This window comes from Kribbella sp. NBC_01484, from assembly GCF_036227145.1.
Taxonomy (GTDB): Bacteria; Actinomycetota; Actinomycetes; order Propionibacteriales; family Kribbellaceae; genus Kribbella.
Genome location: NZ_CP109437.1, coordinates 5,732,146 through 5,751,345 on the forward strand (window position 1 = coordinate 5,732,146; position 19,200 = coordinate 5,751,345).

General features: G+C 69.3%; 19 protein-coding genes. 11 read left to right on the forward strand and 8 right to left on the reverse strand.

Annotated elements, in window-relative coordinates:
• Nucleotides 1–84: 84 nt before the first annotated feature.
• Complete coding sequence (gene trmB / locus OG555_RS28130) at nucleotides 85–795, forward strand: tRNA (guanosine(46)-N7)-methyltransferase TrmB (protein WP_329475550.1); 711 nt, start codon at nucleotides 85–87, stop codon at nucleotides 793–795.
• Here the strand turns inward: trmB and OG555_RS28135 are convergent.
• The gene (locus OG555_RS28135; protein ID WP_329475551.1) at nucleotides 776–3,406 is read right to left on the reverse strand and encodes a family 78 glycoside hydrolase catalytic domain; all 2,631 of its coding nucleotides are present in this window, start codon (nucleotides 3,404–3,406) and stop codon (nucleotides 776–778) included. The genes trmB and OG555_RS28135 overlap by 20 nt on opposite strands.
• 186 nt (nucleotides 3,407–3,592) lie before the next feature.
• On the opposite strand from OG555_RS28135, the gene OG555_RS42975 reads away from it, so the two are divergent.
• The 5 genes from OG555_RS42975 (at nucleotide 3,593) to OG555_RS28155 (ending at nucleotide 7,064) form a co-directional block, all read left to right on the forward strand.
• On the forward strand, nucleotides 3,593–3,679 hold the full coding sequence (locus OG555_RS42975; protein WP_363818422.1) for a putative leader peptide: 87 nt from the start codon (nucleotides 3,593–3,595) through the stop codon (nucleotides 3,677–3,679).
• 98 nt (nucleotides 3,680–3,777) lie between these two features.
• Complete coding sequence (locus tag OG555_RS28140; protein WP_329475552.1) at nucleotides 3,778–4,860, forward strand: ABC transporter substrate-binding protein; 1,083 nt, start codon at nucleotides 3,778–3,780, stop codon at nucleotides 4,858–4,860.
• A gap of 26 nt (nucleotides 4,861–4,886) precedes the next feature.
• A complete protein-coding gene (locus OG555_RS28145) occupies nucleotides 4,887–5,684 on the forward strand; it encodes an ABC transporter ATP-binding protein (RefSeq protein ID WP_329475553.1) in 798 nt (265 codons plus the stop codon).
• The gene (locus tag OG555_RS28150; RefSeq protein ID WP_329475554.1) at nucleotides 5,671–6,549 is read left to right on the forward strand and encodes an ABC transporter permease; all 879 of its coding nucleotides are present in this window, start codon (nucleotides 5,671–5,673) and stop codon (nucleotides 6,547–6,549) included. The genes OG555_RS28145 and OG555_RS28150 overlap by 14 nt, the downstream gene beginning before the upstream one ends.
• 83 nt (nucleotides 6,550–6,632) lie before the next feature.
• The gene (locus OG555_RS28155; protein ID WP_329475555.1) at nucleotides 6,633–7,064 is read left to right on the forward strand and encodes a PLD nuclease N-terminal domain-containing protein; all 432 of its coding nucleotides are present in this window, start codon (nucleotides 6,633–6,635) and stop codon (nucleotides 7,062–7,064) included.
• Nucleotides 7,065–7,134: 70 nt separating this feature from the next.
• On the opposite strand, the gene OG555_RS28160 is transcribed toward OG555_RS28155, so the two are convergent.
• From OG555_RS28160 to OG555_RS28175, 4 genes are all read right to left on the reverse strand, one after another.
• Entirely contained in the window at nucleotides 7,135–7,428 is a 294-nt protein-coding gene (locus OG555_RS28160; RefSeq protein WP_131350551.1) for a WhiB family transcriptional regulator, read from the reverse strand.
• 221 nt (nucleotides 7,429–7,649) lie between these two features.
• Entirely contained in the window at nucleotides 7,650–8,204 is a 555-nt protein-coding gene (locus OG555_RS28165) for a histidine phosphatase family protein (protein ID WP_329475556.1), read from the reverse strand.
• Nucleotides 8,205–8,213: 9 nt separating this feature from the next.
• Nucleotides 8,214–8,555, reverse strand: coding sequence for a hypothetical protein (locus OG555_RS28170; protein WP_442914540.1), 342 nt, complete (start codon nucleotides 8,553–8,555; stop codon nucleotides 8,214–8,216).
• 66 nt (nucleotides 8,556–8,621) lie between these two features.
• On the reverse strand, nucleotides 8,622–9,137 hold the full coding sequence (locus OG555_RS28175; protein ID WP_329475558.1) for a GNAT family N-acetyltransferase: 516 nt from the start codon (nucleotides 9,135–9,137) through the stop codon (nucleotides 8,622–8,624).
• Nucleotides 9,138–9,390: 253 nt separating this feature from the next.
• Between OG555_RS28175 and OG555_RS28180 the strand changes: the two genes are divergently transcribed.
• Entirely contained in the window at nucleotides 9,391–10,470 is a 1,080-nt protein-coding gene (locus OG555_RS28180; RefSeq protein ID WP_329475559.1) for a 3-deoxy-7-phosphoheptulonate synthase, read from the forward strand.
• Between the two features lie 53 nt (nucleotides 10,471–10,523).
• Nucleotides 10,524–12,599 (forward strand): phosphocholine-specific phospholipase C, encoded by a 2,076-nt coding sequence (locus OG555_RS28185; RefSeq protein ID WP_329475560.1) that lies wholly within the window; start codon nucleotides 10,524–10,526, stop codon nucleotides 12,597–12,599.
• 65 nt (nucleotides 12,600–12,664) lie between these two features.
• On the opposite strand, the gene ybaK is transcribed toward OG555_RS28185, so the two are convergent.
• Both ybaK and OG555_RS28195 read right to left on the reverse strand, forming a co-directional pair.
• Nucleotides 12,665–13,153 carry a Cys-tRNA(Pro) deacylase gene (gene ybaK, locus OG555_RS28190; protein WP_329475561.1) on the reverse strand — a complete coding sequence of 163 codons (489 nt, stop codon included), beginning with the start codon at nucleotides 13,151–13,153 and terminating at the stop codon, nucleotides 12,665–12,667.
• On the reverse strand, nucleotides 13,146–13,826 hold the full coding sequence (locus OG555_RS28195; protein ID WP_329475562.1) for a helix-turn-helix transcriptional regulator: 681 nt from the start codon (nucleotides 13,824–13,826) through the stop codon (nucleotides 13,146–13,148). Before OG555_RS28195 ends, ybaK begins: the two co-directional genes overlap by 8 nt.
• Before the next feature lie 76 nt (nucleotides 13,827–13,902).
• Here OG555_RS28195 and folE point away from each other — a divergent pair, with 76 nt between their 5' ends.
• The gene (folE, locus tag OG555_RS28200) at nucleotides 13,903–14,514 is read left to right on the forward strand and encodes a GTP cyclohydrolase I FolE (RefSeq protein WP_329475563.1); all 612 of its coding nucleotides are present in this window, start codon (nucleotides 13,903–13,905) and stop codon (nucleotides 14,512–14,514) included.
• A gap of 31 nt (nucleotides 14,515–14,545) precedes the next feature.
• On the opposite strand, the gene OG555_RS28205 is transcribed toward folE, so the two are convergent.
• On the reverse strand, nucleotides 14,546–14,872 hold the full coding sequence (locus OG555_RS28205) for a hypothetical protein (protein WP_329475564.1): 327 nt from the start codon (nucleotides 14,870–14,872) through the stop codon (nucleotides 14,546–14,548).
• Between the two features lie 305 nt (nucleotides 14,873–15,177).
• On the opposite strand from OG555_RS28205, the gene OG555_RS28210 reads away from it, so the two are divergent.
• Nucleotides 15,178–16,587, forward strand: a complete 1,410-nt coding sequence (locus OG555_RS28210; protein ID WP_329475565.1) for a 3' terminal RNA ribose 2'-O-methyltransferase Hen1 — start codon at nucleotides 15,178–15,180, stop codon at nucleotides 16,585–16,587.
• Nucleotides 16,584–19,109 (forward strand): polynucleotide kinase-phosphatase, encoded by a 2,526-nt coding sequence (locus OG555_RS28215; protein ID WP_329475566.1) that lies wholly within the window; start codon nucleotides 16,584–16,586, stop codon nucleotides 19,107–19,109. The genes OG555_RS28210 and OG555_RS28215 overlap by 4 nt, the downstream gene beginning before the upstream one ends.
• Nucleotides 19,110–19,200 lie beyond the last annotated feature (91 nt).

Here is a 19,200-nt window from a genome sequence, read left to right on the forward strand (position 1 = left end):
GCCTGGCCACCTCGCGCAGGACCTGCCGGCGGGGACTACTACCCGTTCTTCGGTACGTTTCCCGGGTTTCCTAGACTCGTGCTGGTGGATGCGGTGGATCAGGTCAGGCAGGAAGGTGTGTTCAGCCACGTCCGGCGGAGTGTGCGGATGACGGCTGGGCAGCGGCGCGTGTGGGAGACACGCTGGTCCGAGCTGGGCCACAAGCTCGAGGACCTGCCGCCGGGAGCGGTCGATCTGGCCGAGTGGTTCGGGCGTGACGCGCCGACCGTGCTGGAGATCGGGACGGGAATGGGCGACGCGACCGCCCAGCTCGCGGTCGCGGCGCCGGAGGTCAACCACCTGGCCGCCGAGGTGTATCCGGCCGGCCTCGGCCAGCTGATGCTGTGGATGGAGAAGTACGACCTCGACAACGTCCGGCTGCTGCACGGCGACGCGCTCGACTTCCTCCGCGACCACGTGGCTCCCGGCGGGCTGGCCGGCGTACGGATCTACTTCCCGGACCCGTGGCCGAAGAAGCGGCACCACAAGCGCCGGCTGGTCACGCCGCCGTTCGTGCGGCTGGTGGCGTCCCGGTTGCAGCCCGGCGGGACGTTGCATCTGGCAACCGACTGGGCGGACTACGCGGAGCAGATGCGCGACGTTTGCGAGGCCGAGCCGGCCTTGCGCAACCAGTACGACGGCTGGGCCCCGCGACCCGAATGGCGGCCGGTCACCAAGTTCGAGTCCCGCGCCCAGGCCGAGGGCCGCGCGTGCCGCGACCTTCTCTACACCAAGGTCACGCCGACCGGCTCGTGAAGCTCCACTGCCCGGCCGGCACCGTGTAGATCGTGAACCCGTCGTGGTACGACGCCTCGCCCGCCAGCGGAGCCGGTACGGCGGTGACGTCCGACGCGGCCGCGGACGGTACGTGGACCTCGGCCGTCGTACCGACCGGGACCTGCACGTCCAGCGACAGCACCCGGCTCGTCTTCTTCCACACCACCGACACCCGGCCGCGGATCGTCTCGGTCCGGATGCTCGCGGAGTCCACTTCGCCGCGCGCGTCCGGCCGGACCACGATCCGCTCCCAGCCAGCGTCGACGTTGCGGAGGCCCGCCACGTTCTCGAAGATCCACTCCACGACCGTGCCCTGGAAGTAGTGGTTCCGCGACCGCGAGTCGTCCTCCCACTTCTCCCACATCGTGTCCGCGCCGAGCTCGAACCAGTAGCCCCAGCTCGGGTACGTCCGCTGCAACGCGACCTTCGTCGCCGCGTCGCTGTACCCGTGCGCGGTGAGCACCGGCAGCAGTACGCCGACACCGAGGCAGCCGGTGTTGAGATGGAAGCCGCGTGCCTCGACGTCGCCGGCCAGGTTGGCTGCGACCCGCTCGACCAGTTCGTCGGGCACGATGCCGAACGCCAATGGAACGGCGTTGGACGTCTGCCGGTAGTCCGGATCGTCGGCCGAGCGGTAGCGCCCGGCCTCACGATCCAGGAACGCGCGGTTCAAGCCGTCGGCGAGCTCGGCCGCCGCTTTGCGATAGTCGTTGGGCTGGCCAATGATGTCGCCGATCTCGGCGGCCGCGACCACGGCCCGGTACAGGTACGCCGTACCCGTGAGCCGCCGGTCCTCCGGCGCCGGGCCGCTGCCGTAGCCCGGCGGGAGCCAGTCGCCGAGCACGCTGACGGACAGGCCGTCCTCGACCCGGTCGAGCTCCCAGGCGAGGTAGCGGGTGAGCGACTCCCAGTGCTCGCGCAGCAGTCGCTCGTCGCCGTACCAGCGGTACAGCTCGCGCAGCAGGAACGGATAGACCGTCGGCCACTCGGTCGCGGGGGAGAGGTCGGTGAATCCCCAGCCGCTGGACGGGACGATCACCGGCAACTGCCCGGACTCCGCCTGGCTGTCCCGGATGTCGCCGAGCCACTTGGTGAAGAACCGCGCCAGGTCGAGCGTGGCCAGCATCGTCGGCCCGCCCACCTGCGCGTCACCCGTCCACCCGTTCTTCTCGAAGAACGGCGTATCGGTCGGGATCCCATGCAGATTGCTCAGGATCGTCCGGCGCATCGCCCGGTCGAACTGCTCGTACGACGGCTGGGTCGAGGTGAACCGGGTCACCGGGCGCACGTCGGAGTGGACGACCCGCATCAGCACGTCGGGACGCTCGGTGACGCCCTCGACCTGGACGTAGCGGAAGCCCTTGTAGGAGAAGCGCGGTTCCCACTCCTCGACGCCGTTGCCGGCGGCAATGTATTCGTCACGCTGGATGCGGTCGCCCTCGACGTGCCCGTTGACCGCCACCACGTTGCCATCGGCCACCGTCTCGCCATGGGTGAGGCTGATGGTGGCGCCGGCGTCGGCGGTGACCCGGAGCTTGGTCCAGCCGGCCGTGGTCCGGCCGAAGTCGACGATCCACACACCGGGCCGGGTCTCGGTCACGTCCGTCGGGGGGACGGTCTCGATGACACGGATCGGCTCGTGCTCCTGGGCTCGTACCTGTCCCTTCGGTGCATCCACCTGCGTGGCGGTCGACCAGGTCGAGTCGTCGAAGCCGGGCGCGTCCCAGCCGGGCAGTGCGCGGCGGGCGTCGTACGTCTCGCCCGTGTAGAGGGAGTCGGAGAGGGTCGGGCCGCCGGTGATGCGCCACGACTCGTCTGTGACCACCTCGGCTGTCCGGCCGTCGTCGTACTCGATCACCAAACGGGCGATCAGGCGTGGCTCGGCGGTCCATGGTGTCTGGTGCCAGCGCCAGACGTTCGGGCTGGTCAGACCGAAGAACCCACGGCCGAGCTCCGCGCCGACCACGTTGTCACCGGACTGCAGGAGGTCGGTGACGTCGTGGGTCACGTACAGGACGGTGTGGTCGTAGGCGGTGAAGCCAGGGTCGAGGACCGAGTCACTCACTGCTTGGCCGTTGAGCCGGAGGTCGGCGTACCCGAGGCCGCTCGCATACAGCCGCGCTCGGCGTACGGTCCCGTCGACCGCAAAGCCCCGGCGCAGGAGCGGAGCGCTGTCCACCTCGCCACCGATCCAGCGCGCGGCGGCGAACCCCTCGTCGAGGAGAGCGGTCTCGAACCACTCGGGCGCGGCCCACTCGCCGGCCCGGTCGAGTCCGTCCCACAGGCGCACCGTCCAGTGGTAGCGGGTGCGCGGCGCCACCAGGCCCTCGTGCTCGACGCCGAAGGTCCGCGCCGAGCTCACCTTGCCCGAGTCCCAGACGTCAGCATCCTCCGGTGTCAACAGCTCCGGCGCGGTGGCGACGAGGATCTGGTACGCCGTCTGGGTCGCGCCGTACCCGGGAGCCGTGGCGATCCAGCTCAGCCGGGGCCTGGTCACCCCGGTCCCCAGCGGCCGGACGGCGTACTCGGTCTTGAGGGATCGGGCGGTCAGCGGACCACCAGGCGTCCAACCGTCCGGCAGATCTGGCATCAGGCGGCTCCTCGGGATGGGCTAGGCACCTCGAGGACCGTAGGCAGCCGGGCGGCTCGCTTTCAACACTGTGACCAGATCCGGCCGTGGGTGATCGAAATTGATCGTTTGTCTCACTTCGCGATTTGTCGTCTCACATCGCGAAACCTGAGCATGTTACTCGACTTTGTCCGCTTTCATGGACTCATGCAGGTCACCGCCAACCGGCCCGCCGACGCGCTCACCCGCCGTCGGCACGTCGACCTGCTCCGCGTCGCCTCCGCGACCTGTTGACCTTCGGCGCCGTCCTCAGCCCGCTGCCGTTCCAGCCCGCTCTGAACCACGCCCGCCCGCGGTGATTCTCCGCCGCCCGCACAATCAAAGGTCTTCCTGTGAGCATTCCCAGCATTCGTCCTGCCCGCCGTCGCCTGTTCGCCGCCTCCGCGGCTGCCCTGGCCCTGCTCGTCGCCGCCGCCGGTTGCTCGCGGGCCGACCGCGACGCCGCCCCGGCCGCCTCGTCCGACAAGGGCCCGGCCACCGAGCTCCGGCTCGGCTACTTCCCGAACGTCACCCACGCCGCCGCGCTGGTCGGCGTGGGCAAGGGCCTGTTCACCAAGGAGCTCGGCAGCACCAAGCTCGTGCCGACCAAGTTCAACGCCGGCCCGGAGGCCGTCGGCGCGCTGCTCGGCGGCTCGCTGGACGCGTCCTTCATCGGCTCGGGTCCCGCGATCAACGCCTACGCGAAGTCCAACGGCGAGGCGGTCCGCCTGATCGCCGGTACGACGTCCGGCGGCGCACAGCTCGTGGTCCGGTCGACGATCACCAAGCCGGAGGACCTGGTCGGCAAGACCGTCGTCACCCCGCAGCTCGGCAACACCCAGGACGTCTCGCTGAAGAAGTGGCTGGCCGAGAAGAACCTGACCGGCAAGGTCAAGGTGACCAACCTGGAGAACGCCCAGACCCTGGACGCCTTCAAGAAGGGTGACATCGACGCCGCCTGGCTGCCCGAGCCCTGGTCGTCGCGGCTCGTCCTCGACGCCGGCGCGAAGGTGCTGCTGGACGAGGCGTCGCTGTGGCCGGACGGCAAGTTCCCGACCACCGTGCTGATCGTCCGGACCCAGTTCCTGCAGGAGCACCCGGAGACGGTGAAGGCGCTGCTCACCGGCCTGGTCGCCTCGATCGACTTCGCGAACACCGACAAGGCGGCCGCCAAGACCGTGGTGAACGACCAGTTGAAGGAGGCGACCGGCAAGGCACTGAAGCCGGCCGTCATCGACCGGGCGTTCGAGCACATCGAGATCACCGCGGACCCGATCGCCTCCACGTTCCCGCAGCTGGCCAAGGACCAGGTCACCGCGGGTATCGCCAAGACGGCACCGGCCGTCGCCGGGTTCGCCGACCTCGGCCCTCTGAACGACGTACTGAGCAAGGCAGGCAAGCCGGCCGTCGACGCCGCCGGCCTGGACAGCAAGTAGTTCACGCAGTATCCGAGGGAGGCCCCATGACCGCGATAGTCGAGCTCGATCAGACCGTGTCGGACAGCGTGATCAGTCCGGTGCGGTTCCACCAGGTCGGCAAGGCGTTCGGGACCGGCCGGAAGGCGGTCGTGGCGCTGGACGGCGTCGATCTCGAGGTCGGGGCGGGTGAGTTCGTCTGCCTGCTCGGCGCCTCGGGCTGCGGGAAGACCACGTTGCTCAACCTGGTCGCCGGCCTGGACCAGCCGACCAGCGGGCGGATCGAACTCAACTCGTCGCGGCCGGCTGTCGTGTTCCAGGAAGCCGCGCTGATGCCTTGGCTGACGGCAGCCGGGAACGTCGAGCTCCCGCTGCGGATGGCCGGCGTACCGAAGTCGCAGCGGCGCGCGAAGGCCGCCGAACTGCTGGAGCTGGTCAGGCTGGCCGGACTGGGTGACAAGCGGCCGCATGAGCTGTCAGGTGGCATGCGGCAGCGCGTCGCGTTGGCGCGCGCTCTGGCCTCGACGACGGACAACACCGGTAGCGGCGCGGGCAAGCCGTCGCTGCTGCTCATGGACGAGCCGTTCTCGGCGCTCGACGCGATCACGCGCGACGTCCTGCAGGGCGAGCTGCTGCGGATCTGGCGTGCGACCGGTACGGCGATCCTGTTCGTGACGCACGACGTCCGCGAGGCCGTCCGGCTCGGTCAGCGCGTCGTCCTGCTGTCGTCGCGGCCGGGTCGCGTCGTCCGCGAATGGGACGCCGGCAAGCTGCCCGAGGCTGACTCGGTCGACGAGATCAATGCCGCGCTGCGCAAGGTGATCAGTAGCCATGCCGCAGCCTGAGCTTCTGGAAGCGGGATCGGTCGAAGCCGGTCTGGACGCGCTGGACACGCCGGTCAACGCGCCCGAGGGCTCGCGCGCACGGCGGATCGCCGCCCGGGTGCTGCCGCCGGTGGGTGCGATCGTGGTGATGGTCGTGGTGTGGCAGGTGTTGTGGGCGGCCGCGTTCTGGCCCGAGTTCAAGCTGCCCGCGCCGGCTGACGTCTGGAGTCAGATCTGGCAGCTGGTGACGACCGGCAAGATCGTCGAGTTGTTCTGGGTGTCGGTGCACCGGGCCGTGATCGGCTTCGCGCTCTCGCTGCTGATCGCGGTACCGCTCGGGCTGGCGATCGCCAACATCACCGTCGTACGGCGGGGGATCGGGCCACTCGTCTCCGGGTTGCAGAGCCTGCCGTCCGTGGCCTGGGTGCCGGCGGCGATCCTGTGGTTCGGGTTGAACGACCGGGCGATCTACTGGGTCGTGCTGCTGGGTGCGGTGCCGTCGATCGCGAACGGGCTGGTGTCCGGGCTGGACCAGGTGCCGCCGATCCTGCCGCGGGTCGGCAAGGCGCTCGGCGCCGGTCGGTGGGGCGGGATCCGGTACATCCTGCTGCCGGCCGCGTTGCCCGGGTTCCTCGGCGGACTCAAGCAGGGCTGGGCGTTCTCGTGGCGGTCGCTGATGGCGGCCGAGCTGATCGCGACCTCGCCCGAGCTCGGCGAAGGCCTGGGGCAGTTCCTGCACAACGGGATGTCGCTGTCGGACATCTCGACGGTGTTCGCCGGCATCCTGCTGATCTTCGTGGTCGGGGTCGGCATCGAGCTGCTGGTGTTCCGGCCGCTGGAGAACTCGGTGCTGCGCGCGCGGGGGCTGACCGCCTCGGCCAGTTGAGCTTCGGGATCCGGCTGGTTACGGGTTAGCGACTTGGCCGTCGTGGCGCGGGCGTGTTGCCCGAAGCGCCGTACTGTTGGACCGTGGTCCGATTTCTGCCGTTCCTGATCAGCCTGGTGCTCAGCGTCTACGCGCTGTTCTCCTGCATCCAGACACCCGATGAGGACGTGCCGCATCTGCCCAAGCTGGTGTGGATCGTCCTGATCGTGTTCGTCCCGTTCGTCGGGCCGATCGTCTGGCTGCTCATGTCGCGCACCGCGAGCGGCCGTCGCGACGCCGGCGTCCGGCCGTCGAAGCCGGGCCTGCGCCCGGTCGCGCCCGATGACGATCCGGACTTCCTCAAGTCACTGGATCGCTACCGGGACCCGCGGACGACGGTGAAGCCGCCGGAGGACACCAAGCCGCCCGAGCCGCCGAAGCAGGACAAGCCCGAGGACAAGAAGAGACCCAAGGACAAGAAGCCGCCGGCCGCGCCGGAGGAGACCACAGCAGAGCCCGACGACGGTAAGGCCTGAGCTTTCGCGCAGGCCTTACCGGGCCGGACGATCTGCGGCTGTGGGTGGTGGAGAAGCAGCTCCCCGCGGGTTACGCGGACTTTCGGTGTTCGGGCAGGAGGGTGTTGTCGCGTTCGGACTCCGTGGTGCCGCCCCAGACGCCGTACGGCTCCCCGACGGAGAGCGCGTGCTGACGGCATTCGGGCTGGACCGGGCAGGTGCCGCAGAGCGACTTGGCCACCATCTCGCGGGCTCGTTTGCGGACGCCACGCTCCGATTCGGGCGAGAAGAACAGCTCTGGGTTGACATCGCGGCACGCGGCCTGCGACTGCCAGTCCCACAGATCCATGAGCGGGCGGGGTAGGCGAGGCATCCCTCTCGACATGGCAACCTCCTTGACTCACCGTGAGCGCGGACGGGCGCTCGGTGAAAACTATGCTCAACTCACACCGAGTTCAACCCTCGTTGTCTCGAACTTCGGTCCATTTGTTATCGCGAAGTGGCCGCGCGACGCCGTCGCGGGCCGTGATCAGGGGTTTTCACGCGGAGCCGGTGTTCACGTCATCACCAGGTGTGACATGGGTCACTCGGTTGCTTCAAGCAAGTTCAGAGCGGGCCGTCGTCGGCCGGGTCGTACCGGTAGTACTCGTGCCCGCCGTACGGCGTACCCGTCTCGCCGGTCAGCGCACGGATCACCATCGCGTGCGTGATCGCGAGCACCGGTCCGTCCGTGCTGGCCGTGTGACGGGCCAGTGCCGCCCGGGCTCGCTCCCGGACCCGGGAGAGTGGCTCCCAGGGCCGCTGGAGGCCTTCCGGCCACTCGCCGTCGTACGCCTCCAACTCGGCGTGGGCCGCCCGTACGTCGGCCACCCCGCGCCAGGACCCGGTATGGTCCGGGAGCCAGTCGCGCAGGTCGTAGTCGACCCGGACGCCGAGAGCCAGCCGGTGACCGATGATCGCGGCGCTGTGCAGTGCCCGGGTGAACGGGGAGCTGACCAGGTACGTCGCCTGGATGCCGCTGAGCAGGTCGGCGAGCTCCTCGGCCTGCTTGACGCCGAGGGCGGTGAGCGGGGCGGAGTCGGCCGCCATCCCGGGCCAGCCCCGGGAATCGATCGGCGCGTAGTCCGGCTCACCGTGCCGGACCAGGTAGATCTGCGTCACGGGCATGTTCTACCTGAGATGGCGGGCGCCTGCCCATCCCCGGGCGTGGCTGGGCTGGACCGGATCGCTCAGCGCGGCCGGTGGCCGAACCTGATGGAGCTCGTCGAAGAGGTCGTCGATGCCGGCCGGCTCGGCCGGCGACCCGATCCAGCGGACCTCGGTCGCACCCTGGTGGCCGTGCACCGCGAGGACCGAGTCGAGGTCCGGCCAGACCGCCGTCGCGGGGTTGTCACCCCGCCAGCGCAGCGCCACCGAGCCGTCGGTGAACTCACAGCCCTCGGCGACCACACCCGTGCCTGACACCCCACTTGGATCCCGGTACCGCACCAGCTCGAAGGTCCGCGGCCTCACCACCTGCTGCACTCCCCGTTGTCTCGACCCGTCTTGCAGCCCTCAACGAGTCCACACCGCTCGTGGTTACTGACCGGCGACCGAACGACGCATGAAGATCCGCTCGGCGGGGTCGAGTCCGAACGCCGTCTCCGCCGCCAGCAGGTCGGTCAGTCCGGAGGTCAGCTTCTGCGGCGACAGCTCCTGGAAGCCGAGGCGGGCGTAGTACGGACCGTTCCACGGCACGCTGCGGAATGTGCTGAGGGTCAGGGCCGGCAGCCCCTGCTCCGCGGCCCAGGCGTCGACGTGGCCGATCATCCGGCGGCCGAGTCCCTGACCCTGGTGATCCGGGTGGACGCTGATCTGCTCGATGTGGGCCGCGCCGTCCACCAGCGTGACGAGGACGAAGCCGGTCGGGTGATCGTCGGCGTCGACCGTCACCCAGAGGCGGCCGGCCTGACGGGCCTGCTCGAAGAGCTGGAGCGGTGGCGGCGGGTGCTCGGCAATGTCCGTCATCCCGATGCTGCGGAAGAGCACGCCGGCGGCGGACTCCAGGGTGCGCAGGAGCTCCAGCTCGTCCTGGCGCGCGGCACGGATGGTCACCGGACGAGACAACCATGACCGAGGAGCGGACGCCACGGAGTTTCCGGCAGTGGTAGCCTCTGTCACGTGAAGCGCAGCTATTGGCGATTTTTTGAGTGGCCGGCCTTGGTGCCGGGCGACTCAGCCGATCGCTGACGCCCAACCGCAGACACCAGAGCCGGCCCGAAGGCAAGGACATCCGTCCTTGCCTTTTCTCGTTCCCAGCCGGCTGCCTGCGACCTTCCGCGGTCATCCGGCGGAAAGGTCCCCACTCATGAACACCCTCCCGCAGCAGGCCGATCAGGCGGCGGTCGTCGATCGACGGATCGAGAAGACCGTCCCGCTGATCACGCCGCAGGCCCTGCACGACGAACTGCCGCTGAGCGACGCCCTGGTCCGGACCGTGGTCGACGGTCGCCAGGCGGTCGCCGACGTACTGAACGGCGTCGACGACCGCCTGCTGGTCGTCGTCGGTCCGTGCTCGGTGCACGACGCGAAGGCGGCCCACGAGTACGCCGAACGCCTCCGGCCGGTCGCCGAGCGACTCTCCGACGGTCTGCTCGTGGTCATGCGCGTGTACTTCGAGAAGCCGCGCTCGACCCTGGGCTGGAAGGGTCTGATCAACGACCCGGGCCTGGACGGCTCCGGCGACGTGAACCGTGGTCTGCGGACCGCTCGTCAGCTGCTCGTGCAGGTGCTCGAGCTCGGCCTCCCGGTCGGCTGTGAGTTCCTCGACCCGATCACGCCGCAGTACATCGCCGACACCGTCGGATGGGGTGCGATCGGCGCGCGGACCGTCGAGAGCCAGGTGCACCGCCAGTTGTCGTCCGGCCTGTCGATGCCGATCGGGATGAAGAACCGCCCCGACGGCTCGATCGCTACGGCGGTCGACGCGATCAAGGCCGCCGCCGTACCGCACGTCTTCACCGGCATCGACCACGACGGCGCGCCGGCCATCCTGCACACCCGCGGCAACCCGGACTGCCACCTGGTACTGCGCGGATCGGACAGTGGACCGAACTACGACGCGGACTCCGTCGCGGGTGCGCAGGAACTCCTCCGCAAGGCCCGTCTGCCGGAGCGGGTGGTCATCGACGCGAGCCACGGCAACAGCCGCAAGGACCACCGCCGGCAGCCGGTGGTGGCCGAGGAGATCGGCGCGCAGGTCGCGGCGGGCAACCGCGCGATCGTCGGCGTGATGCTGGAGTCGTTCCTCCAAGAGGGCCGGCAAGACCTCGACCCGACCCGCGAACTGACCTACGGGCAGTCGATCACCGACGCCTGCATGGGCTGGGAAACCACTGAAACAGTCCTCTCGACATTGAGGGATGCGGTGCTCGCGCGGAGGGGCTAGCTGTTCATCTGGAGGTCTCGCAGCGGCTACAGGGCGACCCTAGGGTCTCGACCATGAGTGAGATCTCCCGGCGCCTGGTGCTCGGTTCGGCGGTGGGTGGGGCGGCGGTCTCGCTGCTCCCACCCTCGCTGCACACCGCGATGGCTCAACCTGTACGGCGCGGTGGTCTGCGCGCGATCGAGCACGTCATCGTGCTGATGCAGGAGAACCGCTCGTTCGACCACTACTACGGGACGCTCCGCGGAGTCCGCGGGTACGGCGACCGGCAGCCACTGCGATTGCGCGACGGCAAGAGCGTGTTCCACCAGCCGGTGACCGGTGGCGGCGAGGTGCTGCCGTTCTCGGTCCGCAAAGCCGCCGCAGACGCGGGCCGCAACCCCGACGACATCCAGTACCTGGGCGCGCTGGCCCACGGTTACAGCGACGCCACCCAGGCCTGGGCCAACGGCTGGCACGACAACTGGGTCCAGGCCAAGACGTCGGCCACGATGACCCACTACGAGCGCCGCGACATCCCGTTGCAGTACGAGCTCGCCGAGACCTTCACGATCTGCGACGCGTACCACTGCTCTGTCAACGGCTCGACGAATCCGAACCGCAACTACCTGTGGTCCGGCACCACCGGCTACGAGCCCGGTACGACGCAGCGCGCGGTCACGAACGCGGCGTACTCCTACGACCACGCCGGCTACGACTGGACGTCGTACCCGGAACGGCTGGAGAAGGCCGGTGTCTCCTGGCAGATCTACCAGGAGTGGGACAACTTCACCGACAACGCGGTCGAGTACTTCAAGACTTTCAAGGAGCTCGGGCACCGGATCCTGGCAGGAGTGCCGGGTGGTTACCGGACCACCGAGGAGTTCTACGACAAGCTCTTCGCGAAGTCGCTGGATGCGCGGGCCACTGCGTTGAAGGAGCTGGACACGGCGGTCGAGAAGCTGCCGATCAAAGACCAGAAGCTGTTCCGCAAGGCGCTGTACCGGTCCGAGCCGGAGTCGTTGATCCCGCGGCTCCGGGCCGACATCAAGGCCGGGACGCTGCCGCAGGTCAGCTGGCTGGTGCCATCCGCGATCGACTCCGAGCACCCCGGATCGTCCACGCCGGTAGGCAGCGCGAACCTCGTCTACGACCTGCTCGACGCGATCGCGTCCGACCCGGAGACCTGGTCGAAGACCGTGCTGCTGATCAACTTCGACGAGAACGACGGGTACTTCGACCACGTCCCGCCGCCGGTCGCGCCGCGGCCTGCCGGGGGTGAGGGCGACGACTGGTACGCCGGTCAGCCGATCGGGCTCGGCCCGCGAGTACCGATGACGGTGGTGTCGCCGTGGTCGGTCGGTGGGCACGTCGACTCGCAGGTGTTCGACCACACCTCGGTGATCCGCTTCCTCGAGCTGTGGACCGGCGTACGGGAGCCGAACATCAGCAGCTGGCGACGGACCGCGTGTGGCGACCTCACCACGGCGTTCGACTTCGACCGCTCCTATCGGCAGCCGTCGGTCGACAAGCCCGGCCCGGTGCCGGCGCCGATCGCGCGCTGGAAGCCGACGCCGCCGGCCGACCAGGTGGTGCCGCAGCAGGAGCCCGGCCGCCGTCCGGCCCGTGCGATCCCTTACCAGCCGTCGGCTTCCGGCCTGGTTGCCGATGGCAAGTTGATGTTGGCCCTCGGCAACGAGGGCGCCGAGCCCGCACACTTCGCGATCTATCCGTACGGCGGTGAACTGCCGGCGCCGGCGCATGTCGACGTCAAGCGGTCGCAGGTCGAGAAGATCCCGGTGGACGGCCCGTTCGAGGTGGCCGTGCAGGGGCCGAACCGGTTCTGGGTCGAGCTGGCCGGCTCGGTCGACGGCGCGGCCGCCGGACTCGACGTCCGCGCCGATCGGCACGATGACTCGCTGGAACTGGAGTTGGTGAACACCTCGCGCAAGCCGCTGACCGTCAAGGTGAACGCCCTCGGGTACGGCAGCAAGACGGTGACGATCGAGCTGCGCGGCAAGCAGACCCGCTCGCTGTCCTGGCCGACCGACCACGGCTGGTACGACGTCGAGGTCACCACGACCGACGACACGTCGTACCGCCGCCGCCTAACCGGCCACCTAGAAACCGGCACCCCCAGCATCACCGGCTGACCCACCTCGTTGCGTCCGAAGATGTGTGGCCGATAGCCCTCGCATCTTCGGACGTAAGGGAGTGGTCAGCGGGCGATGGGTGCGGTGCGGGCGTTGGTGACGGTGATCAGGTCGGCGGGGGACAGGCCGATGTCGAGGCCGCGGCGGCCGCCGGAGACGTAGACCGTCGGGTGGTCGGTGGCGGTGCTGTCGACGACTGTGGGCAGGGTGCGCTTCTGGCCGATCGGGCTGATGCCGCCGACGACGTACCCGGTGGTGCGTTCGGCGACGGCCGGGTCGGCCATCACCGCCTTCTTCCCACCGGCCGCGGCCGCGATTGCCTTCAGGTCGAGCTGCTTGTCCACCGGTACCACGCCGACCGCGAGCTTGCCGTCGACCTCGACCAGCAACGTCTTGAACACCTGCTCCGGCGCGAGCCCCAACGCCTCGGCTGCCTCCAGCCCGTAGGACTTCGCCGCCGCGTCGTGTTCGTACGCATGCGTCGTGAACGCGACCTTCGCCTTCGTCAACGCCACCGTCGCCGGCGTCCCCTGACTCTGCTTGCCCTTAGCCACCAGCTGAGCTTAGTCCGGCCGGGACGAGCCGGACGCAGCAGTGGCCGGGGGTCGGGACGAGGCGGGCTTCGTAGGGGATGTCGAGGGTGCTGACGAGGCCCGCGAGAAGATGCAGGTTCATGCCGCAGACCAGCTGAGGCTGCTCCCGGGCGATGCGCTGGAACGGGCAGTTCGCCAGCGCGATGCCGTCCTTGTCCGGGCGGGGCTCGAAGCCGTGCGCGGCCAGGATCTCGGTCAGGGGAGCGCCGCCCGCCGCGCGGCCGAGGGCCTCGCCGTACTCGCGGGCCCGGCGGTTGACCGCGTCGCGCGGGGAGCTGCCGGTCGTCTCGGCGTCTTCGACCGCGGCGGCCAGCAGGCGACCCGCGACGGCGTACTGGCGTTCGGGCAGGGAGATCTCGATCTCGCGGTCGGAGCGGTGGTAGAGCTTCGCGGGCCGTCCGGCGCCGGGGCCGGTGCGGCCGGTCCGGCGCTCGTAGCACGTCGCGAGCAAGCCTTCTTCGGTCAGCTTGTCCAGGTGGAACGCCGCGGTCGTCCGCGGGAGACCCAGCGCATTGGCCGCGTCGTCACGGCTCACCGGCTCCGGCCGGCCGACGACGTACTCGTAGAGGCGGCGCCGGGTCGGTTCCTCCAGAGCGGCGACCGCCTGCACGCGCGCGTCCCAGGAAGTGTCCACGGAATGATTCTATCGACAACATTGGTTGATGTAACAGCTATGATGGCAGTTCGTTGAACTCTCAGGGAGTGTGCAGATGGCGATCTCGGCCGACCTCGAGTCCGTCCCCCTTCACATCGTCGCCGGCCGCGCGGAGATCGATCTTCCCGCCGCCCAGCGCGCTGTCGCGGATCTGCTGACCGCGCTCGGACGGGACCCCCACAGCGCACATCTCGCGGACACCCCGCGCCGGGTCGCGCATGCGTACGCGGAGATGCTCACGCCCCGCGAGTTCGAGCTGACCACGTTCCCGAACGACGAGGGGTACGACGAACTCGTTCTGGCCAAGGACATCCCGGTGCAGTCGCTGTGTGAGCACCACCTGCTGCCGTTCCAGGGTGTCGCCCACGTCGGGTACCTGCCGGGCCAGCGGATCCTCGGGCTGTCGAAGCTGGCCCGCGTGGTCGAGTTGTTCGCCCGCGACCTCCAGGTGCAGGAGCGGCTGACCAAGCAGGTCGCAGACTGGCTCCAGGACCACCTCGACCCGAAGGGCGTCGGCGTGGTGATCGAGGCCGAGCACCAGTGCATGTCGTTGCGCGGCGTCCGCGCAGTGGGCTCCCGGACGGTCACGTCGTCGCTGCAGGGCATCCTCCGCGACAACCAGAGCTCCCGCCAGGAGTTCTTCGCCCTGACCGGCCTCACCCCGTAGGGTACGGCGGTCACAGGCCAAGCGTGACCGGCTAGGCCGAGGCGACCACCACCGATGGGCGGTGATGGGTGTGCCGGCCGGTGGCCAGGATGTGGGCCACCTCGCCGGGGAGCAGGTCGGTGCCGGGGACGGGCTCCATCTCGGAGACGTCGAGCCAGCGGACGACGGTCGCGCCGTCGTGGCCGTGGACGGCGAGGATGGAGTCGAGGTCCGGCCAGACGGCCGTGGACGGATTGGCGCCGTGCCAGCGGAGCGCGACCGAGCCGTCGGTGAAGACACAACCTTCGGCGACGACGCCGGTCCCGGAGACTCCGCTGATGTCGGTGTAGCGCACGAGTTCGAATGTCTGGGGTTTCACCGGCGGACCTCGCCGGGTCTTATCGGGTCGTCGTGGCCGGTGTGGCCTGGGAGAGCTGCCATGGTCCTTTCCCCATAGTCGGCGTGGCTGGGCGCTCGCCACAAACCGGGGACATTACCGACTGTCAGCGGGGAAGGACGGTCTGTAGCGACTCTTCTTCTCAAGACAAGCTAGATCCAAAATGGCCTGATGCGCCAGAGCTCCCGCAGCGTGTCTCGTTCCTCGACGCGTTCGACGCCTGAAACTCCTGACAAACCCGGCGAATTGAATGTCGTTCTGGACGCGTTGCGTGATCGAATACAGCGGTGTTCCTGACGTTTGGCACCGACCTGGCCGGAATTGACGCTCCCGCGAGCGATTTCGGGTTCCTGCTGCACAAGAACCCGGCGCGACCGCAGGCGATCGAGGTCACCGGCGGTTCGGCGCACGTCTTCTATCCCGAGGCGACGAACCAACGCTGTACGGCGGCCGTCCTGCTCGAGATCGACCCGATCGCCCTGGTCCGGTCCGGGCGCGGCAAGGCAGCGGAAGGATTCACCCTCGGGCAGTACGTGAACGACCGCCCGTACGCAGCCTCCAGCCTGCTGGCCGTTGCGATCGGCAAGCTGTTCCGGACCGCGATGAACGGCCGCTGCGACGCCCGTCCCGAACTGGCGGCCCGCCCGATCCCACTCGATGTCCATGTCCCGGCGCTCCCGTGCAGCGGCGGCGCCGAGCTGGCCGAGCGCCTGTTCGGCCCGCTCGGCTGGACCGTCGACGCCCGCCCGGTGCAACTCGATCCCGAGATCCCGGCGTGGGGTTCGTCGCGGTACGTCGACCTGCGGCTGAGCGGCGTACTGCGGCTGGCCGACGCACTCAATCACCTGTACGTGATGCTGCCCGTGCTGGACGACGCCAAGCACTACTGGGTCGGCTCGGACGAGGTCGACAAACTGGTCCGCGCCGGCGAGGGTTGGCTCGGCGCGCACCCCGAGAAGGATCTGATCTCCCACCGCTACCTGGCCCACCGCCGCTACCTCGCCGACGACGCCTTGGAGCGGCTGGCCGAGGCCGACGGTGTGGAACTCGTCGAAGAGGCCTCCGACGAAGGCTCGGTCTCACTCGCGGTCGAGCGTCGTACGGCGGTTGCCGGCGTACTGCGGGAGCTCGGGGCCCGGCGCATCGCCGACCTGGGCTGCGGTGAGGGCGCGCTCGTCGGCGAACTTCTGAAGGACCCGATGATCGGCGAACTGATCGCGACGGACGTGTCCGCCCGTGCCCTTACCACCGCCGAACGACGCCTTCACTACAACGACCTCCCGGACCGTCAACGCGAACGTCTCCGTTTCCTGCAGTCGTCGGTGACGTACGCCGACGAGCGGTTGGCCGGCCTGGATGCCGTTGTTCTGATGGAGGTCATCGAGCACGTCGACCCGCCCCGCCTGCCCGCCCTCGCCCACTCCGTCTTCCACACCGCGCACCCCGGAGCCGTCATCGTCACCACCCCCAACAGCGAATACAACATCCGCTACCCCGCCCTCCCAGCAGGCCGCTACCGCCACCCCGACCACCGCTTCGAGTGGACCCGCGCGGAGTTCCAAACCTGGGCTACCGGTGTCGCGAACGTGCACGGCTACACCGTGGAGTTCCGTCCAGTCGGCCCCGACGACTCGGACGTAGGCTCACCGACTCAGCTCGCCCTCTTTCGCCTGCGTGAGGAGGTGAGCGCTCGATGACGACCATCGACGTACCAGCGCTCTGTCTGGTGGTTCTGGTGGGGGCCAGTGGGTCGGGGAAGTCGACGTTCGCCCGGCGGCATTTTCTGGGCACCGAGGTGATTTCGAGCGACTTCTGCCGAGGGCTGGTTTCTGATGACGAGAATGATCAGGCGGCCACCAAAGACGCGTTCGACGTCCTGAACTTCATCGCCGGGAAGCGCCTGGCCGCGGGACGGTTGACGGTGATCGACGCGACCAATGTGCAGCCGGAGGCGCGGAAGGAGTTGGTGAACCTCGCGCGGGAGCACGACGTCCTGCCTGTGGCGATCGTGCTGGACCCGCCGGAGCGGGTGTGTGTCGAGCGCAACGAGCAGCGAGCCGATCGGCAGTTCGGGACGAAGGTGATCGCCCGGCAGCGGTCGCAGCTGAAGCGCGGGCTGCGGAGCCTCAAACGTGAAGGCTTCCGGACCGTTCACGTGCTGACCTCCGTCGACGAGATCGATGCCGTCAGCATCGAACGCACGAAGCTGTTCAACGACCTGACCGATCAGACCGGTCCGTTCGACATCGTCGGCGACGTGCACGGCTGCCGGTCCGAGCTCGAGCGGCTGCTCACCGACCTCGGCTACACGCTCACCCGCGACGACGCCGGCCGCCCGATCGACGCCGTACACCCGGACCGTCGGGCCGTGTTCGTCGGTGATCTGGTCGACCGCGGCCCGGACACGCCCGGCGTGCTCCGCCTCGTCATGGGAATGGTTGCCAACGGCCACGCTTTCTGTGTCCCCGGCAACCATGAGGACAAGTTGCTCAAGGCACTCAGAGGCCGCAACGTGAAGATCAGCCACGGTCTCGAAACCACCTTGGAGCAACTCGCCGCGGAGCCGCCCGAGTTCCGCGACGCCGTGGAGCGTTTCATCGACGGCCTGATCTCGCACTACGTCTTCGACAGCGGCAAGCTGGTGGTCTCGCACGCCGGCCTGGTCGAGCGGATGCACGGCCGCGCGTCCGGCCGCGTCCGATCCTTCTGCCTGTACGGCGAAACGACCGGCGAGACCGACGAGTTCGGCCTCCCGGTTCGCTTTCCGTGGGCGAACGAGTACCGCGGCCGCGCGACGGTCGTCTACGGCCACACCCCGACCCCCGAACCGGAGTGGATCAACAACACGATCTGCCTCGACACGGGCTGCGTGTTCGGCGGCGCACTCACCGCGCTGCGCTACCCGGAGCGCGAGCTGGTCGCGGTCCAGGCCGCCCAGGAGTACTACGCGCCCGCGAAGCCGTTGCATGTGGCAACCGCACCGGCGCGCGAGCCCGACGTACTCGAGCTGACCGACGTCACCGGTCGCCGGGTGATCGAGACCTCGACCCACGGACGGCTCAGCATCCGGGCCGAGCAGGCCGGTGCGGCGCTGGAGGTGATGAGCCGGTTCGCGATCGACCCGCGCTTCCTGCTGTACCTGCCACCGACGATGAGCCCGGTCGCGACCTCGCCGGAACCAGGTTTGCTGGAGCACCCGCGACAGGCCTTCGAGACGTATCGGGCGCAGGGCGTGACCGAGTTGGTGTGCGAGGAGAAGCACATGGGCTCGCGCGCCGTCGTCCTGCTGACCCGGGACGACGATGTGGCCGAGAAGCGCTTCGGCCTCGCTGGTCGCGGCGCGATCCACACCCGCACCGGGCGGTCCTTCTTCGACGCGGCGCTGACCGACGAGCTGCTGCTCCGCCTTCGCGCCGTCGCCGAGGAGGCCGGCGTCTTCGCGGAGCTGGACACGTCGTGGCTGCTGCTCGACGCGGAACTGCTGCCGTGGAGCGCGAAGGCCGAGGACCTGCTGCGCAACCAGTACGCCGCCGTCGGCGCGGCCGCGCGTACGTCGTTGCCAGCGGCCACTGAGGCGCTGCGGTCGGCCGTCGCGGCCGGTCTCGACGTGGGTGGGCTGCTGGTCGCGACGGAACGCCGTACTGCGAACGCCGCGAAGTTCACGGAGGCGTACCGGCGGTACTGCTGGCCGACGGATGGGCTGGACGGGGTCCGGATCGCGCCGTTCCAGGTGCTGGCGGCAGAGGGCGCGACGTACCACGAAAGGCCGCACGCCTGGCATCTCGGGATCGCGGACCGGATGGTTGCGGCAGGGGCGGAACTGATCACGCCGACCCGGCGGCTGTTCGTCGACGCCGACAACTGGGACGCCGGGATCTCTTGGTGGCAAGAGCTCACGGGTGCCGGTGGCGAAGGCATGGTGGTCAAGCCGGCCGCCAACCTGACGCGGACGGCGAAGGGACTCGCGCAGCCGGGACTGAAGGTGCGCGGGCAGGAGTACCTGCGCCTGATCTACGGTCCCGACTACACCGAGCCGGCCAACTTCGAGCGCCTCCGTGACCGCAACCTCGGTCACAAGCGGTCGCTGGCCCTCCGCGAGTACGCCCTCGGCCTGGAGTCGCTCGAGCGCGCCGCCCGCGGCGAGCCGCTCTGGCGCATCCACGAGTGCGTCTTCGCGGTCCTCGCACTCGAGTCGGAGCCCGTCGACCCACGGCTCTGACGCGGCCGGTCCCCACGGGCGGCGGGCGTCGACGGCGGTGCGCCGGCGGCCAGGGGCGAGTTGTCTCCGGTAGGTAAACGTCTTTCGGAAT

Coding starts and splice junctions, on each gene's coding strand:
- OG555_RS28185 (WP_329475560.1), top strand. CDS start 10,524: ATGAGTGAGATCTCCCGGCGCCTGGTGCTCGGTTCGGCGGTGGGTGGG.
- OG555_RS28150 (WP_329475554.1), top strand. CDS start 5,671: ATGCCGCAGCCTGAGCTTCTGGAAGCGGGATCGGTCGAAGCCGGTCTG.
- OG555_RS28180 (WP_329475559.1), top strand. CDS start 9,391: ATGAACACCCTCCCGCAGCAGGCCGATCAGGCGGCGGTCGTCGATCGA.
- OG555_RS42975 (WP_363818422.1), top strand. CDS start 3,593: ATGCAGGTCACCGCCAACCGGCCCGCCGACGCGCTCACCCGCCGTCGG.
- OG555_RS28135 (WP_329475551.1), bottom strand. CDS start 3,406: ATGCCAGATCTGCCGGACGGTTGGACGCCTGGTGGTCCGCTGACCGCC.
- OG555_RS28215 (WP_329475566.1), top strand. CDS start 16,584: ATGACGACCATCGACGTACCAGCGCTCTGTCTGGTGGTTCTGGTGGGG.
- OG555_RS28160 (WP_131350551.1), bottom strand. CDS start 7,428: ATGTCGAGAGGGATGCCTCGCCTACCCCGCCCGCTCATGGATCTGTGG.
- OG555_RS28145 (WP_329475553.1), top strand. CDS start 4,887: ATGACCGCGATAGTCGAGCTCGATCAGACCGTGTCGGACAGCGTGATC.
- folE (WP_329475563.1), top strand. CDS start 13,903: ATGGCGATCTCGGCCGACCTCGAGTCCGTCCCCCTTCACATCGTCGCC.